This window comes from Streptomyces longispororuber (assembly GCF_024448165.1).
In the GTDB taxonomy this organism is placed as follows: domain Bacteria; phylum Actinomycetota; class Actinomycetes; order Streptomycetales; family Streptomycetaceae; genus Streptomyces; species Streptomyces longispororuber_A.
Genome location: NZ_JAMOLN010000059.1, coordinates 1 through 14680, shown reverse-complemented (window position 1 = coordinate 14680; position 14680 = coordinate 1). Strand labels below are relative to the sequence as shown.

At 73.6% G+C, this 14680-nt stretch carries 15 protein-coding genes; 7 read left to right on the top strand and 8 right to left on the bottom strand.

Features of this window, described 5'->3' with window-relative positions:
- Positions 1-28 precede the first annotated feature (28 nt).
- Positions 29-2857: a glycoside hydrolase family 2 TIM barrel-domain containing protein gene (locus M4J07_RS18350; protein ID WP_255973214.1), complete on the top strand. Its 2829-nt coding sequence runs from the start codon at positions 29-31 to the stop codon at positions 2855-2857.
- A 35-nt stretch (positions 2858-2892) separates the two neighbouring features.
- Here M4J07_RS18350 and M4J07_RS18345 read toward each other — a convergent pair whose 3' ends face one another.
- Positions 2893-3183 (bottom strand): hypothetical protein, encoded by a 291-nt coding sequence (locus tag M4J07_RS18345; protein WP_255973212.1) that lies wholly within the window; start codon positions 3181-3183, stop codon positions 2893-2895.
- Between the two features lie 19 nt (positions 3184-3202).
- Complete coding sequence (locus tag M4J07_RS18340) at positions 3203-3655, bottom strand: ATP-binding protein (protein WP_255973210.1); 453 nt, start codon at positions 3653-3655, stop codon at positions 3203-3205.
- Positions 3656-3808: 153 nt separating this feature from the next.
- Here M4J07_RS18340 and M4J07_RS18335 point away from each other — a divergent pair, with 153 nt between their 5' ends.
- The 3 genes from M4J07_RS18335 to M4J07_RS18325 are packed head-to-tail and all read left to right on the top strand — an operon-like array spanning position 3809 to position 5864.
- A complete protein-coding gene (locus M4J07_RS18335) occupies positions 3809-4645 on the top strand; it encodes a helix-turn-helix domain-containing protein (protein ID WP_255973208.1) in 837 nt (278 codons plus the stop codon).
- Positions 4642-4887: a DUF397 domain-containing protein gene (locus M4J07_RS18330; RefSeq protein ID WP_255973206.1), complete on the top strand. Its 246-nt coding sequence runs from the start codon at positions 4642-4644 to the stop codon at positions 4885-4887. Before M4J07_RS18335 ends, M4J07_RS18330 begins: the two co-directional genes overlap by 4 nt.
- Positions 4884-5864, top strand: a complete 981-nt coding sequence (locus tag M4J07_RS18325; protein WP_255973205.1) for a phosphotransferase — start codon at positions 4884-4886, stop codon at positions 5862-5864. The genes M4J07_RS18330 and M4J07_RS18325 overlap by 4 nt, the downstream gene beginning before the upstream one ends.
- A gap of 9 nt (positions 5865-5873) precedes the next feature.
- Here the strand turns inward: M4J07_RS18325 and M4J07_RS18320 are convergent, their stop codons facing one another.
- Positions 5874-6245 carry a hypothetical protein gene (locus M4J07_RS18320; RefSeq protein WP_255973203.1) on the bottom strand — a complete coding sequence of 124 codons (372 nt, stop codon included), beginning with the start codon at positions 6243-6245 and terminating at the stop codon, positions 5874-5876.
- A 100-nt stretch (positions 6246-6345) separates the two neighbouring features.
- Here M4J07_RS18320 and sigJ point away from each other — a divergent pair, with 100 nt between their 5' ends.
- Entirely contained in the window at positions 6346-7251 is a 906-nt protein-coding gene (gene sigJ, locus M4J07_RS18315; RefSeq protein ID WP_255973201.1) for an RNA polymerase sigma factor SigJ, read from the top strand.
- On the opposite strand, the gene M4J07_RS18310 is transcribed toward sigJ, so the two are convergent.
- Genes M4J07_RS18310 through M4J07_RS18300 form a run of 3 tightly spaced genes read right to left on the bottom strand, consistent with a single transcriptional unit; the run spans position 7248 to position 9764 of the window.
- Complete coding sequence (locus tag M4J07_RS18310; RefSeq protein ID WP_255973200.1) at positions 7248-7655, bottom strand: SgcJ/EcaC family oxidoreductase; 408 nt, start codon at positions 7653-7655, stop codon at positions 7248-7250. The genes sigJ and M4J07_RS18310 overlap by 4 nt on opposite strands.
- A 5-nt stretch (positions 7656-7660) precedes the next feature.
- Positions 7661-8758, bottom strand: a complete 1098-nt coding sequence (locus M4J07_RS18305; RefSeq protein ID WP_255973198.1) for a DUF4037 domain-containing protein — start codon at positions 8756-8758, stop codon at positions 7661-7663.
- Between the two features lie 40 nt (positions 8759-8798).
- On the bottom strand, positions 8799-9764 hold the full coding sequence (locus tag M4J07_RS18300) for an AraC-like ligand-binding domain-containing protein (protein WP_255973197.1): 966 nt from the start codon (positions 9762-9764) through the stop codon (positions 8799-8801).
- A gap of 226 nt (positions 9765-9990) precedes the next feature.
- Here M4J07_RS18300 and M4J07_RS18295 point away from each other — a divergent pair, with 226 nt between their 5' ends.
- Positions 9991-12048 carry an NAD(+) synthase gene (locus tag M4J07_RS18295; RefSeq protein WP_255973195.1) on the top strand — a complete coding sequence of 686 codons (2058 nt, stop codon included), beginning with the start codon at positions 9991-9993 and terminating at the stop codon, positions 12046-12048.
- 4 nt (positions 12049-12052) lie between these two features.
- On the opposite strand, the gene M4J07_RS18290 is transcribed toward M4J07_RS18295, so the two are convergent.
- Positions 12053-13009, bottom strand: coding sequence for a GlxA family transcriptional regulator (locus tag M4J07_RS18290; RefSeq protein WP_255973194.1), 957 nt, complete (start codon positions 13007-13009; stop codon positions 12053-12055).
- 69 nt (positions 13010-13078) lie between these two features.
- On the opposite strand from M4J07_RS18290, the gene M4J07_RS18285 reads away from it, so the two are divergent.
- Positions 13079-14059: an NADP-dependent oxidoreductase gene (locus tag M4J07_RS18285; RefSeq protein ID WP_255973192.1), complete on the top strand. Its 981-nt coding sequence runs from the start codon at positions 13079-13081 to the stop codon at positions 14057-14059.
- On the opposite strand, the gene M4J07_RS18280 is transcribed toward M4J07_RS18285, so the two are convergent.
- Positions 14043-14648, bottom strand: coding sequence for a TetR/AcrR family transcriptional regulator (locus tag M4J07_RS18280; RefSeq protein ID WP_255973190.1), 606 nt, complete (start codon positions 14646-14648; stop codon positions 14043-14045). The genes M4J07_RS18285 and M4J07_RS18280 overlap by 17 nt on opposite strands.
- Positions 14649-14680: the final 32 nt, after the last annotated feature.

Sequence of the window (14680 nt, the reverse complement as noted above, 5' to 3'; positions counted from 1 at the left end):
GCCCGACCGGCTCCGACCTGGGAGACCCATGTCCTCTGCACACGCGTACGTCACCGATCCCCTGCCCGGCAGCGGCGCGCTGCCGCCCCGCGCCTGGTACGCCGGGTCCTCCGCGGACTCGCTCTCGCTGAACGGCACGTGGCGGTTCCGGCTGTCGCCGACCGTCGACGCGCAGGACGAGTCGTTCGCCGCCGAGGGCTACGACGCCACGGGCTGGGCGGAGGTCGCGGTGCCCGGGCACTGGGTCCTCCAGGGCGACGGGGCCCACGGCTCGCCGGTCTACACGAACCACCTGTACCCCTTCCCGGTCGACCCGCCGCACGTGCCGACGGAGAACCCGACCGGCGACCACCTGCGCACGTTCGACCTGCCGGCGGCGTGGCCGGGCGACGGCGGCGCCGTGCTGCGCTTCGACGGGGTCGAGTCGTGCGCCCGCGTGTGGCTCAACGGCACGGACATCGGCGAGTTCAAGGGCAGCCGCCTGCCGCACGAGTTCGCGGTCGGCCACCTCCTGAAGCCGGCCGGGAACGTGCTGGCGGTCCGCGTGCACCAGTGGTCGTCGGGTTCCTATCTGGAGGACCAGGACCAGTGGTGGTTGCCCGGCATCTTCCGGGACGTGACGCTGCTGCACCGCCCGGCCGGCTGCGCCCTGGACTTCTTCGCGCACGCCTCGTACGACCACACGTCCGGCCTGGGCACGCTGCGGGTCGACAGTGATGTGGACGGCCGGGTCACCGTGCCGGAGCTGGGCGTCGACGTCGCCACGGGCGAGCCGGTCTCCGTGCCCGTGGAGCCGTGGACGGCGGAGACGCCGCGCCTGTACGACGGCGTCCTGGACACCGGCGGCGAGCGCGTGCCGCTGCGCGTCGGCTTCCGCACGGTCGTCCTCGACGACGGTCTGATCAAGGTCAACGGCACCCCCGTCCTCTTCAAGGGCGTGAACCGGCACGAGTGGCATCCGCGGTACGGCCGGGCCCTGGACCTCGACACGATGCGCCGGGACGTCGAGCTGATGAAGCGGCACAACGTCAACGCGGTCCGCACCTCCCACTACCCGCCGCACCCCGCCTTCCTCGACCTGTGCGACGAGTACGGCCTGTGGGTGATCGACGAGTGCGACCTGGAGACGCACGGCTTCGTCGAGCAGGGCTGGCGCGACAATCCCGTCGACGACGACCGCTGGACCCCGGCGCTCCTCGACCGCGCCGCGCGCATGGTGGAGCGCGACAAGAACCATCCGTCGGTCGTGCTGTGGTCGCTCGGCAACGAGGCGGGCACCGGACGCGGGCTGACCGCGATGGCCGAGTGGATCAGAGGCCGCGACCCCGAGCGCCTGGTGCACTACGAGGGTGACCTCAACTGCCGTGACACGGACGTCTATGCACGGATGTACTCCGACCACGCCGAGGTCGAGCGGATCGGCCGGGGTCTTGACGGCGGCCCCGAGCGGCGCCGGGCGCTGCCCTTCATCCTGTGCGAGTACGCGCACGCGATGGGCAACGGTCCCGGCGGACTCGCCGACTACCAGCGCCTGTTCGAACGGTACGAGCGGTTGCAGGGCGCGTTCGTGTGGGAGTGGATCGACCACGGCATCGAGGACGAGCGGTTCGGGTTCGCGTACGGCGGTGACTTCGGCGAGGAGCTGCACGACGGCAACTTCGTCTGCGACGGGCTGCTGTTCCCCGACCGGACGCCGTCGCCGGGCCTCGTCGAGTTCAAGAAGGTCATCGAGCCCGTGCAGCTCGCCGTCGACGGGCCGGCGGCCACGGTGCGCGTCACGAACCGCTTCGACTTCCGGGACCTGTCCCACCTGTCGTTCGTGTGGTCGCGCGAGGCCGACGGCGAACGGGTGCGGGAGGGCGCGCTGCCGGTGCCGCCGCTCGGGCCGGGCGAGTCGGCCGAGGTGAAGCTGCCGGAACCGGCCGCCGACGGACTGTGGACGGTGCGAGCGCTGGAGGCGGACGGTCACGAGGTGGCGTGGGGCCAGTCGGTGTCCGCCCCGACTCCCGTCCCCGCCGGGGTACTTGAGGCCCGGCCGGTCCCGGACGGGCGGCGGATCACGCTCGGCCCGGCCTCCTTCGACGCGCGCACCGGTGAGCTGCGCTCGGTCGGCGGTGTCGAGCTGGTCGCGCCGCGCCTGGACGTGTGGCGGGCGCCCACGGACAACGACAACGGGGCGAGCTGGCAGGGCGGTGAGCGGCTCGGCCTGCTGTGGCGGGAGTTCGGTCTGCACCGCATGCGGCACCGGGTGGACGGCGTCGAGCCGGGCGACGACGCGCTGACCGTGCGCACCCGGGTGGCGCCCGCGGGCCGCGACATCGGCCTGCGGGCGGTCTTCCGCTGGACCGCCGACGAGCGCCGTCTCCGGCTCACGGTGTCGGTGGCGCCGGACGGCGACTGGCGGCTGCCGCTGCCCCGGCTCGGCGTGCGGTTCGGGCTGCCGGGCGGCGCCGACGGGCCGGTCAGCTGGTTCGGTGGCGGTCCCGGCGAGGCGTATCCCGACACGAGGGCGGCGGCACGCCTGGGCCGGTGGACGTCCGACGTCGACGCGTTGCAGACGCCGTACGTGCGGCCGCAGGAGAACGGGGCGCGGGCGGACGTCCGCTGGGCCGAGATCGGGGGGCTGCGGATCGACGGCGACCCCGCGTTCTGGTTCACGGCCCGCCGCTGGACGACCGAGCAGCTGGACGCGGCCGAGCACCGCGGCGACCTCGTCCCCGGCGACACGGTGTGGGTCAACCTCGACCACGCCCACCAGGGCATCGGCTCCCAGTCCTGTGGCCCCGGCGTGCTGCCGCAGTACCGGCTGACGCCGTCCCCGGCCCAGTTCACCTTCACGTTCGCCGCGCGGGACTGACCGGCGCCCGCACATGACGGGGGGCGCGGTCGGCGCTACGTCAGACCGCGCCGCTCCAGGACGTCGGCGCACTGCTCCGGCACCGCGTAGGCCTTGAACTCGACGCGGCCCTCCGGGGTCGGCCGGGCCGCGTCCGCCGCACGTTCGTGTTCGATGCCGTCCGCGATCTCCTCGCAGTCCACGGCGTACGTGCCCGAGGGCGAGGGCGAGGGGTCCGGGCGGCCCGAACTGCCTGGTGACGGTGGGGATTCGAGGGCGGCCGTCGCCGCGATCCCGGCCACGCACAGCCCGGCCCAGACCGCGACGGCCCACTGACGTCCGGCCATGACTCCCCCTGTTCGCCGATCACTTGTGGTCCCCGGCCGACGGTGCGTCGAGTTCGGCCCACACCGTCTTGCCCGGTTCGCCGGGCGCGTGCGCCCGCACGCCCCAGCGCGTGGCGAGCGCCTCGACGAGGACGAGTCCCCGGCCCCCATCGCCCCCGCGCCCGCCCGGTTCCGGCAGCCGTTCGCCGCGCTGGTCCGTCACCTCGACGCGCAGGCTCCGGTCACCATACGCGAGCAGCCGCACCCTGAAGTCCCGCCCCGGCACCCGCCCGTGGCGGACGGCGTTCGCGGCGAGTTCGGCGGTGACGAGGGTCAGGGCCTCGCTGGCGTCGGAGCCGTACGGATGGCCCCACTCGTGCAGGTGCTGGGTGACGAGGATGCGGGCGAGGCGGGCCCCGCGGGGTGTCGAGCTGAGGCGCTGGGTGAACGTGCGGACGGTGACCGGGAGTTGCGGGAAGGCGTTCGCTGGCATGGCTCCACGGTGGCGCCGCACCGGCCGCACGGCCACGTCAACGGCTCGTACGCGGCCCCAGCGTACGAGTTGGCGCTCTGGACAGGGACAGTGACCCACCGTGACCATGGGTGGCTTGGCGGGGTTGAGCCCACACCCACCGGGGGTACCACCATGACCGGCAGTTCCAGCAGCACCGGCGAGCCCGATCCGAACGACAGCCTCCAGACGTTCGGCGCGGTCGTCCAGGGGTTCCGCGAGCGCGCGGGCCTCACCCAGGAGGCGTTCGCACCGCTCGTGCGCTACTCGCCGAGCTTCGTCGCCTCCGTCGAGCAGGGCAGACGCATGGCGCCCGACGACTTCGTCTCGCGTGCCGACGAGACGCTCGACGCGCACGGCATCCTCGTCAAGGCGGCGGCGAAGACGTGCCGCAGGCCGGGCCTGGCCGCCTGGTTCCGCAAGTGGGCGGGTCTGGAGGAGCGGGCCCTCAGCCTGTACACGTACGAATGCCGGGTCGTGCCGGGCCTGTTGCAGACGGAGGCGTACCAGCGCGCCCTGTTCGAGCAGCGACTGCCGCTGCTCACCGACGACGAGATCGAGGAGCAGATCGCGGGCCGTCTGAAGCGGCAGCGGATGATGCGGGAGCGGCAGAGCACCGCGTTCGGCTTCATCGTCGACGAGCACGTGCTCCTGCGGGAGACGGGCGGACGGGCCGCCACCCACCAACTCATCGACGGACTCGTGGAGTTGACCGAGTCGCAGCGCAATGTGGAGCTGCAGATCATGCCGCTGTCGCGCGGGGTCCATGCGGGTCTTGACGGCCCGATGCGACTCCTGGAGACGGCGGGGAACCAGTGGTTCGGATACACCGAAGGGCAGGAGACCGGACAGCTGATCACCGTCCCCGGAACCATCAGTGTGCTCCAGATGCGGTATGCGAAACTGCGGACGCAGGCCCTCACCCCCGAGGACTCCGTGGGACTGCTGAAGCGACTGCGAGGAGCGCGATGAACAGCACCGGCGCACTGTCCTGGTTCAAGAGCAGTTACAGCGGAAGCTCGGGCGACGACTGTGTCGAAGTCGCCCTCGCCTGGCGGAAGTCGAGTCACAGCAGCGGCAGCTCCGGTGACTGCGTCGAGGTCGCCGCCTGCCCCACCACTGTCCACGTGCGGGACTCCAAGCGCCCGGCCGACGGACAGCTCGCGCTGTCCTCGGGCGCCTGGGCGGACTTCGTGCGGTTCACCGGCCGGTGAGCGCGCCCCAGGTCGGGGATCGGCTCGCGGCGGCGCTCGCCGCGGCGGGCGTCCCGCGGGACGAGGTGGCCGAGGTCGGCGAGCTGACCGGCGGCACCTTCAACTCCGTCGTGCGCGTGGCGACTTCGGACGGCGCGCACCTGGTGGTCAAGCTGGCACCGGACGCCGGGGTCCCCGTGCTGCGGCACGAGCGGAACCTCCTGGCGACCGAGGCCCTGTTCTACCGGCTGGCCCGGGAGGCGACCGAGGTGCCGCTCCCGGAACCGCTGACCCCGGCGTCGGACAGCGGCCACCTGGTGATGTCCCACTGCCCCGGCACCAACTGGGCCGAGTCGAAGCTGGAGATCGGCGCCCGCGAACATGCCGTGCTCCGCGCCGAGTTGGGGCGGCACGTCGCCGCGCTGCACACCATCAAGGGCGAGGGGTTCGGGTATCCGTCCCGCGCGCTCGGCCCGCTGGACGACAGCTGGCGGGCGGCGTTCCTGCGCATGGTCGACGCGGTGCTCTCCGACGCGGCCCGGTTCGGTGTCGCGCTCCCCCGCCCGCCGGCCGAGATCCTGGCGCTGTTCGCCGCGCAGGGTGCGCTGCTGGACGAGGTGACCGTGCCGCACCTCGTCCACGTCGACCTGTGGGACGGCAACGTCCTCGTCGACGGGGACCGGATCGGCGCGCTCATCGACGCCGAACGGGCCTTCTGGGGCGACCCCTTGGCCGACTTCGTGTCCCTGGCGCTCCTCTCCGACATCGAGCGGGACGAGGACTTCCTGGCCGCCTACCGCGCGGCGGGCGGCCCGGCCGTCGTCGACGCGGCCGGGCGCCGCCGCATCGCGCTCTACCAGGCGTACCTGTACCTGATCATGTGGGTGGAGGCGGTGCCACGGCAGTACGGCGCCGAGCGCCTCGACCTGCTGCGCCGGAAGGTCGTCGCACCGCTGACCGCACTGCTCGACGACCTCGACGGCCTCGACGGCCGGTGAGCGCGGGCGTCAGGGGCGCCGCACCAGCGCGAGCAGACTGAGGCCGAACATCAGGACGCCCAGCGGGAGATGGACCGACGGGACGTGCGCGATGCCGAGCACGACCTGGACCGAGGCGAGGGCGAGGAAGCCGGACGCGTACCAGACCGGCCGCGGCGAACCGCCGCCCGGCTTCCACGCCAGGACCGCCGCGAGGACGTACAGCATCGACGCCGCGTACATCACCCGGGCTCCGACGCTGTGCAGCGTCTCCCCGTAGGACGAGGTCAGCAGCAGTCCGGCGGAGACCGCCTGGAGGAAGATCGTCAGGGTCTGCAGGCCGACCGCGATCTGGAGGAACGGGACGCTGCGCCGTGCCGCTGCCGTCGCCTGGGTCGCCATGTCGGGTCCTCTTCTCCGCCGCGGTGGGCCGTAGATCGATAAGGTCTCACCAGGCCGACGACACGGGCCTGCGAAAGGTAAGGCGAGGGGGCGGCGGAGCATGCGGACGGCGGGGGCGGACACCGAGGACATAGCCGGTGAGCGACGCCAACTGATCAATGTGGCCTACCGGTTGCTCGGTTCGCTGGCCGAGGCCGAGGACGCCGTGCAGGAGGCGTACGCCCGCTGGTACGCGCAGCCTCCCGGCCGGCGGGCGGAGATCGAGTCGCCGGGCGCCTGGCTGACGACGGTGACCGGCCGGATCTGCCTGGACGTGCTCGGCTCGGCGCGGGCCCGGCGGGAGCGCTACGTCGGCGCGTGGCTGCCCGAGCCGCTGCCGGACCGCGCCGAGGAGGACCACGGCCGGGGCACCGACCCCGCGGACCAGATGGTCCTCGACGAGTCCGTGACCATGGCCTTCCTCGTCGTCCTGGAATCGATGACACCCGCCGAGCGGGTGGCGTTCGTCCTGCACGACGTCTTCCGCTATCCGTTCGCGGAGATCGCCGGGATCGTCGGCCGGACCCCCGCCGCGTGCAAGCAGCTGGCGTCGTCCGCGCGGCGGCGGGTGACGGCCGGGCGCGGCACCGAGCCGGCGGGCGGGCAGGCGGACGCGGTGCGCAGGGTCAAGGCCGCGTGGGAGAGCAAGGACATCGCGGCGCTCGTCGACCTGCTCGACCCGGCGGCCGTGATGACCGCCGACGGCGGCGGGCTCGCCGGTGCGGCGCTCCGGCCGGTCGAGGGCGGCGCGCGCATCGCCCAGTACATGGTCGCCATCGCCGACAAGGCGCCGGGCATGGAGCTCCTGGTGCGGTCGGTCAACGGGGCGCCGGGTCTGGTGGCCCGGCGCGACGGTGTCGTCCTGACGGTCGCGGCGTTCGACGTCACCGACGGCCGGGTCGCCCGGATCTGGGCGGTCCGCAACCCGGAGAAGCTGCGGCCGTGGCTGGGGGACGCCGCCGTCTAGCCGGCGTGCACCTCGGTGTTCTGGCAGGCGTGCAGCAGCCACCTGCCGTCGCCCTGCCGGGTCATGACGTAGAGCGGGGCGCCCTCGGTGTCGCCGTCCGGCGAGTGGTACACCTGGCGGACCTTGACGGCCGCGACGTCGGGGGCCAGCAGCTGGGCGTGCACCACCTCGTAGCTGACGTCGCCGTCCCAGCTCGCGTTCGGCAGGACGGCGCGGGTGAAGTCGGCGATCGCGTCGAAGCCGACGAGGACCTTTCCGTGGGCGGTCGTCCAGAGGGCGTCGGGGTGGAACAGGGCGAGGAAGCCCTCGGCGTCCTTGTCCCGCTGGGTGCGTTCGACGGTGGCGACGACGTCCTCGAACGCCGTGACGTCCTCGGCCGTGATGGTTCCGGTGTCCGTGGTCATGCGGATCACTCTGGTACCTCAAGTCGACTTGAGGTCAAGTGGTCCGTGTTGTCCACCCACTGGTCGACGGAGCCCGTCAACGGCCGGTCGCGCAGGGCCGATTCGGTGACGGTCGCCGCCAGGGCCCGGGCGAAGCGGTCCGCGTGCAGGACCCGGAAGGGGCGGGAGTGGTAGGGGCGGCAGGACGGGTCGACCGGTTCGGTGAGGCCGGTGGCGTTCTGCAGCGCGGCGACCGTCTCGTACGCCTCGCACAGCCTGCTCTCCCGGTCCGGGTACGTCGTCGCGGCGAGCGCGCCGCGCAGGACCGGCGTCAGCCGTCCGGCGACGGGCAGCCGGGCGAAGGCCGTGCCGAGCCACTTGCCGTACGGGGCGTAGCCGCGGTCGATGAGGAGACAGAGCCGCATCAGGTCCCGGACCAGGCGGGCCGCGACGACGGCCGAGCCGAGGTCGTCGCCGACCTCCGCGCAGCGCCCGACGAACGCCTCCTCCTGCGAGATCCGCTGCCACTGGCAGGCCAGCAGATGGCGCCACACCTCGTCCGGGTACCGGGCGAGCCGGGCGCGGGCCGCGGTGAGGGTGCCGGGGCCGTCGTGGAAGACGGCTCCCGCGGTCGCCTCCAGGAGCCGCTGCTGCGGCACGGCCAGCCAGTCGAGCGGGCCCAACTCAGCGGTGGGACTGCCTACTTGACGTCGCAGCCAGCTCCCGATGCCGTCCACCGAGACCCGGTGGTCGACCGGCCCGTCGGTCGCCGTCATGTGGCCGGAGACCGGGTCGAGCTCGTTGCCCGCGTCGCTGCGGAAGTGGGTGGGCCAGCCGCGCACGTGCTTGGGGAGCCGCTCGGCCAGCAGCTCGCGGATCGCGGGCCCGAGCGCGGCGGCGTCGGCGTCCGCGAGGAACAGGTTCAGGCGCGGGCCCCACTCGTGGTCCGCCGAGCGCGCCGTGTCGAACCCGAGCACCTCCGAGCCGGAGCCGACCCGGGCGGCCGCGTACGCGAGGCCCGGGTGGGCGGCGTCGAGGACCGGGCGCACCCCCTCCTCGTAGAGGATCCGGGAGAGTTCGAGGCCGGGCAGGAAGGCGGGGGGCTCAGAGGTCTCGGCGGTCATGCCGATCACTGTGGCCGAGCACGTCCGGGCGGGCCAGCCATTAACGGCCGGGCGGCGGCGCCGTGCGCAGCTCGCGGGCCGTGACCCCGTACCGCGCCCTGAAGGCCCGGCCGATGTGCCGGGGATCGCGCAGGCCCCAGCGGGCGGCGAGCGCCGCGGTGGTGCGGCCGGCCAGGGCCGGGTCGAGGAGGTCGCGGTGCAGCCGGTCGAGGCGCTCGGCGCGCAGCCATGCCGCGAAGGGGGTGCCGGCGGCCTTGAAGAGGCGGTGCAGATGGCGGGCCGAGATGCCGTGGGCGTGGGCGGCCTGCTCGACGCAGAGGCCCGGGTCGGCGATCCGGGCGACGGCGTAGGCGCGGATGCGGTCCACGAGATCGGTGGGGGTCTCGATCCGGCCGGGCGGGCGCTCGGTGAGCGCGGCGACCAGGAGGGCGCCGAGCGCGTCCGCCAGGTACGGGTGGGCCGCGCCGGGGAGCGTACCGAGCTGCCGGGCGACACCGTCCAGGTACGTGGCGAGCACGGCGCGGGTACCGCTGTCGGCGGGCAGCGCCTGGGCGAGGTGCGCGGACAGCGCACGGCCGTGGCCCGCGAGCACCGTGCGCGGGACGCCGACCGCGACGACGTCGCAATGGTCGGCGACGGTCAGCCGGTAGGGCCGGTTCATGTCGAGCAGCGTGAGCACGCCCGGCGCGAGCCGGGCCTCGGCGCGGCCCTGGGCGGCCACGGCGGGGGCCGAACGGTGCAGGGTCAGCTTGACGAGTTCGGCATCGGCCGAACTGATGGCGCGGGGTTCGCGGGCGACCCGGTGGGCGCTGCCCCGGACCCGGGCCACGGGGTACGCGCCGAGCACGGCGCCGTCGATGTCCGCCCGGAAGCCGGGGCCCGGCGGGGCCGTCACGGTGAGCGGGGCGAGCAGCCCGGAGGCGGCGGACTGCAGGACGGAGGCGGTGGTGTCACGCAGGCTCAACGGGCCGGCCGCACCGCCCGGCCGCCGCTCCTCCACGGCCACACCGATCCCTCCTCCCGGCCGGGGTCCCGGACAACTCGTTCCAGCGTAGGGCGAGTTGGCGGGCACGGCGGGAATTGGCGACAGGCCGGTCGCTTTCCGGCGCCCGCGCCCCACGGCCGGCGCCTACGGTGTCCGCGGGGGAGCACCGCCGGGGCCCGGCCGCTGGGTCGCCGACCGGGCCGGGCCCCGGCGCGCACCGGGCAGGACCGGTTGACATGATGGATCGGTGAACTTCCGGTCGATCTATGCCCAAGGTTTCGCGCGGGTCGCCGCGTGCACCGGCCACGCCGCCATCGCCGATCCGCACGCCAACGCCGAGGCGGTCCTGCGCCAGGGCCGCCGCTGCGCCGACGAAGGGGTGGCCGTCGCGGTCTTCCCCGAGCTCGGCCTGTGCGGCTACTCCATCGAGGACCTGCTCCTCCAGGACGTGCTGCTCGACGAGGTCGAGCAGGCCCTCGCGACGGTCGTCGCCGGGTCCGCCGAGCTGCTCCCGGTGCTCGTGGTCGGCGCCCCGCTGCGCCACCGCAACCGGATCTACAACTGCGCGGTCGTCGTGCACCGCGGCCGGATCCTCGGCGTGGCCCCCAAGTCGTACCTGCCGAACTACCGCGAGTTCTACGAGCGGCGCCAGCTCGCGCCGGGCGACGACGAGCGCGGCGGCACCATCCGGGTCGGCGGCGCGGACGTGCCGTTCGGGGTGGACCTGCTGTTCGCCGCCGCCGACGTGCCCGGGCTCGTGCTGCACGCGGAGATCTGCGAGGACATGTGGGTGCCGGTGCCGCCGAGCGCCGAGGCCGCCCTCGCGGGCGCCACCGTCGTACTGAACCTGTCGGGCAGCCCGATCACCGTCGGCCGCGCCGAGGACCGCAAGCTGCTGTGCCGCTCGTCGTCCGCGCGCTACCTGTCCGCCTACGTCTACGCGGCGGCCGGGCTCGGCGAGTCCACGACCGATCTGTCCTGGGACGGACAGACCATGATCTACGAGAACGGGGTGCTGCTCGCCGAGACCGAGCGGTTCCCGCTGGACGACCGGTTCGCGGTCGCCGACGTCGATCTGGACCTGCTGCGGCAGGAGCGGATGCGGATGGGCACCTTCGACGACAACCGGCGCACCCACGCGGACCGCACCCGCGACTTCCGGCAGATCACCTTCACGCTCGCCCCGCCCACCGACCGTGACCTGGGGCTGCGCCGCCGTCTCGAACGGTTCCCGTTCGTGCCCGCCGACGCCGAGCGGCTCGCCCAGGACTGCTACGAGGCGTACAACATCCAGGTCGCCGGGTTGCAGCAGCGGCTCGGCGCGATCGGCGGACCGAAGGTCGTCATCGGTGTCTCCGGCGGTCTCGACTCGACGCACGCGCTGATCGTCGCGGCCCGCGCGATGGACCGGGCGGGCCGGCCGCGCAGCGACATCCTCGCCTTCACGATGCCCGGCTTCGCCACCGGCGACCACACCAAGAACAATGCGCACGCCCTGATGAAGTCGCTCGGCGTCACCGCCGCCGAGCTGGACATCACGGACACCGCGCGGCTGATGCTGAAGGAGATGGGCCACCCGTTCGGCGCGGGCGAGCCGGTCTACGACGTCACCTTCGAGAACGTGCAGGCGGGCCTGCGCACCGACTACCTGTTCCGGCTGGCCAACCAGCGCGGCGGCATCGTCCTCGGCACCGGCGACCTGTCCGAGCTGGCGCTCGGCTGGTGCACGTACGGCGTCGGCGACCAGATGAGCCACTACAACGTCAACGGCGGCGTCCCGAAGACGCTGATCCAGCACCTGATCCGCTGGGTCGTCAGCAGCGGCCAGTTCGACGACGAGACCGGCCGGACGCTCACCGCGATCCTCGACACGGAGATCAGCCCCGAGCTGGTGCCGGGCGAGGAGCTCCAGTCGACCGAGTCGAAGATCGGCCCGTACGCGCTGCACGACTTCACCCTCTTCCACGTGCTGCGGTACGGGTTCCGGCCGACGAAGATCGCGTTCCTGGCGTGGCACGCCTGGCGGGACGTCGCGGCGGGCGCGTGGCCGCCCGGCTTCCCGGAGGAGGACCGCAAGGAGTACGACCTGGCGGAGATCCGGCAGTGGCTGGAGTACTTCTGCCGTCGGTTCTTCCAGTTCGCCCAGTTCAAGCGGTCCGCGATGCCGAACGGGCCGAAGGTGTCCGCCGGCGGTTCGCTGTCGCCGCGCGGTGACTGGCGGATGCCGTCCGACAGCTCGGCGAAGGCGTGGCTGCGGGACCTGGAGCGCTGGGATCCGGCCGACGTGGACAACGGCAGGCCCTAGCGGCTCACACCTCGGCGGGGGCCCGGCGGAACGTCCTGCGGTAGGCCTGCGGGGACACCCCGATCGCGGCGTGCAGGTGCTGGCGCAGCGACGCGCCCGTGGCGAAGCCGACCTCGGCGGCGATCCGGTCCACCGGCAGGTCGCTGGACTCCAGGAGGTGCCGGGCCCGGTGCACCCGCTGCTGGATCAGCCAGCGGCCGGGGCTGGTGCCCGTCTCCTCCTGGAAGCGGCGGGCGAAGGTGCGCGGGCTCATCCGGGCGTGCTCGGCCAACTCCCGCAGGCTCAACGGCCGTTCGAGCCGCTCCAGCGCCCAGGCACGGGTGCCGGCGGTGCCGCTGGCGCCCGCCTCCGGCACCGGCTGCTCGATGTACTGGGCCTGGCCGCCGTCGCGCCAGGGCGGGACGACGCAGTGCCGGGCGACGCTGTTGGCGACGGCGCTGCCGTGGTCGGAGCGGACGATGTGCAGACAGACGTCGACGCCCGAGGCGGCGCCCGCCGACGTCAGCAGGTCGCCGTCGTCGATGAACAGCACCTCCGGGTCCAGGTCGACCCGCGGGTACATCCGGCGGAAGAAGTCGGCGAGCGCCCAGTGGGTGGTGGCGGGGCGTCCGTCGAGCAGGCCCACCGCGGCCAGGGCGAACGCGCCGGTGCAGATCGACACGATGCGGGTGCCGGGCCGGATCCTGGCCAGCGCCGCGCGCACCGGCTCCGGCAGCTCCTCCGCGAGGTGCCGCAGGCTGTACGGCGGCACGACGACCGTGTCGGCCCGCTCCAGCGCCTCGGGCCCGTGCTCGACGGTAATGGTGAAGTCGGCGTCGGTGGCGACGGTGCGCTCGTCCGTCGCCGCGCAGGTCACCACCTCGTACGCGCCGGGCACCAGCGGGAAGACCCGGTTCGGGATGCCCAGCTCGAACGGGTACACCCCGTCGAGGGCGAGGACGGCGACCACGTGAGCACTCATGGCACGATCCTATCGCTTACTGACCATCTTGCCATTGCCCAGGTCAGAGGCGCACCGCAAGCTGGTGCCATGACCACGAAGAGCGCACAGAACTCCCCGACCACGCAGCACACGATGAAGACCGTCCGCCAGGACACGCTCGGCGCGCCCGAGGTGCTGTACGAGACGGAGGTCGAGCGGCCGGTGCCGGGCGTCGGCCAGATCCTCGTCGCGGTGCACGCGGCGGGCGTGAACCCGACCGACTGGAAGCACCGCGGCCTCGGAATCTTCCTGGGCGAGCCGCCGTACACGCTGGGCTGGGACGTCTCCGGCGTCGTGGAGGCGGTCGGCTTCGGCGTCGCGCTGTTCGCGCCGGGCGACGAGGTCTTCGGCATGCTGCCGTACCCGTACGGCGCCGGTTCGCACGCCGAGTACGTGGCCGGGCCCGCCCGTGCCTTCGTGCCGAAGCCGGCCGGGCTGAGCCACGTCGAGGCGGGGGCGCTGCCGCTGGTGGCGCTGACCGCGTGGCAGGCGCTCGTCGACGTCGCCCGGGTGGAGCCGGGACAGCGGGTGCTGGTGCAGGCGGCGGCCGGCGGCGTGGGCCACGTCGCGGTACAGATCGCCAAGGCGCGCGGCGCGTACGTCATCGGGACGGCGTCCGCCGCCAAGCACGACTTCGTGCGCGGTCTCGGCGCGGACGAGGTCGTCGACTACCGCACGGCGGACGTCACCCAGGAGGTCGGGGACGTCGACGTGGTCCTCGACCCGCTGGGCGGCGAGGAGCGGCTGCGCTCCCTGGAGGTGCTGCGGCCGGGCGGCATCCTGGTGTCGATCCTGCCGGGCAACTTCGGTGAAGTGACCGAGCGGGCGGCCGAGTTGGGGGTGCGGGCCACGGACATGCTCGTGGAGCACGATCAGGCGGGGATGGCGGCGGTGGCGGAGCTCGTCGAGGCCGGGAAGCTGCGGGTGCACGTCTCGGGCACGTATCCGCTGGCCGAGGCCGCCAAGGCGCACGCGGAGGGCGAGACCGGGCGGGTGACCGGCAAGCTGGTCCTCACGGTGCGGCCGTAGCGGGGCGGGCCAGCGCGTCCAGGGTCGCCCGCACCGTCGACAGCAGCGCCCGGCGGTCCTGGACCCGGCCCAGCACCCGCAGCCCGTAGTAGGCGCTCTGCACCTGCCGGGCCAGGGTCCTGGCGTCGGTGTCGGCGCGGAACTCGCCCGCGTCCTGGCCCTGCGCCACGACCGTGCGGATCGCGTCCTCGACCCGGTCGAAGGTGCGGCGCACCACCTTCTTGACGTCGGGGTCGAGGGCCGCCGCCTCGATCGCGGCGTTGATCGCGAAGCAGCCGTGCGGGTCCGTCCCGCCGGCCGCGAGGTCGGTGTCGACGGCGTGCACCATCAGGGCGCGCAGCCGCTGCCGGGCGGTGCCGGGGCCGGCGAGGATCTCCAGCTGCCCGGCGGTGGCGGTGTCGTGGTAGCGCTCCAGGGCGCGCAGGTACAGCTGCCGCTTGCCGCCGAAGGTGTTGTAGAGGCTGGAGGGGCCGAGCCCGGTGCTGTCGCACAGGTCACGGGTGGAGGTCCCCTCGTACCCGTGGCGCCAGAACGTGTCCATCGCCGCGCCGATGACCCGCTCCTCGTCGAACTGCCGTGGCCTCGCCATGCCGTCACCCTAAGAGTTTTGGAGCACTGGTA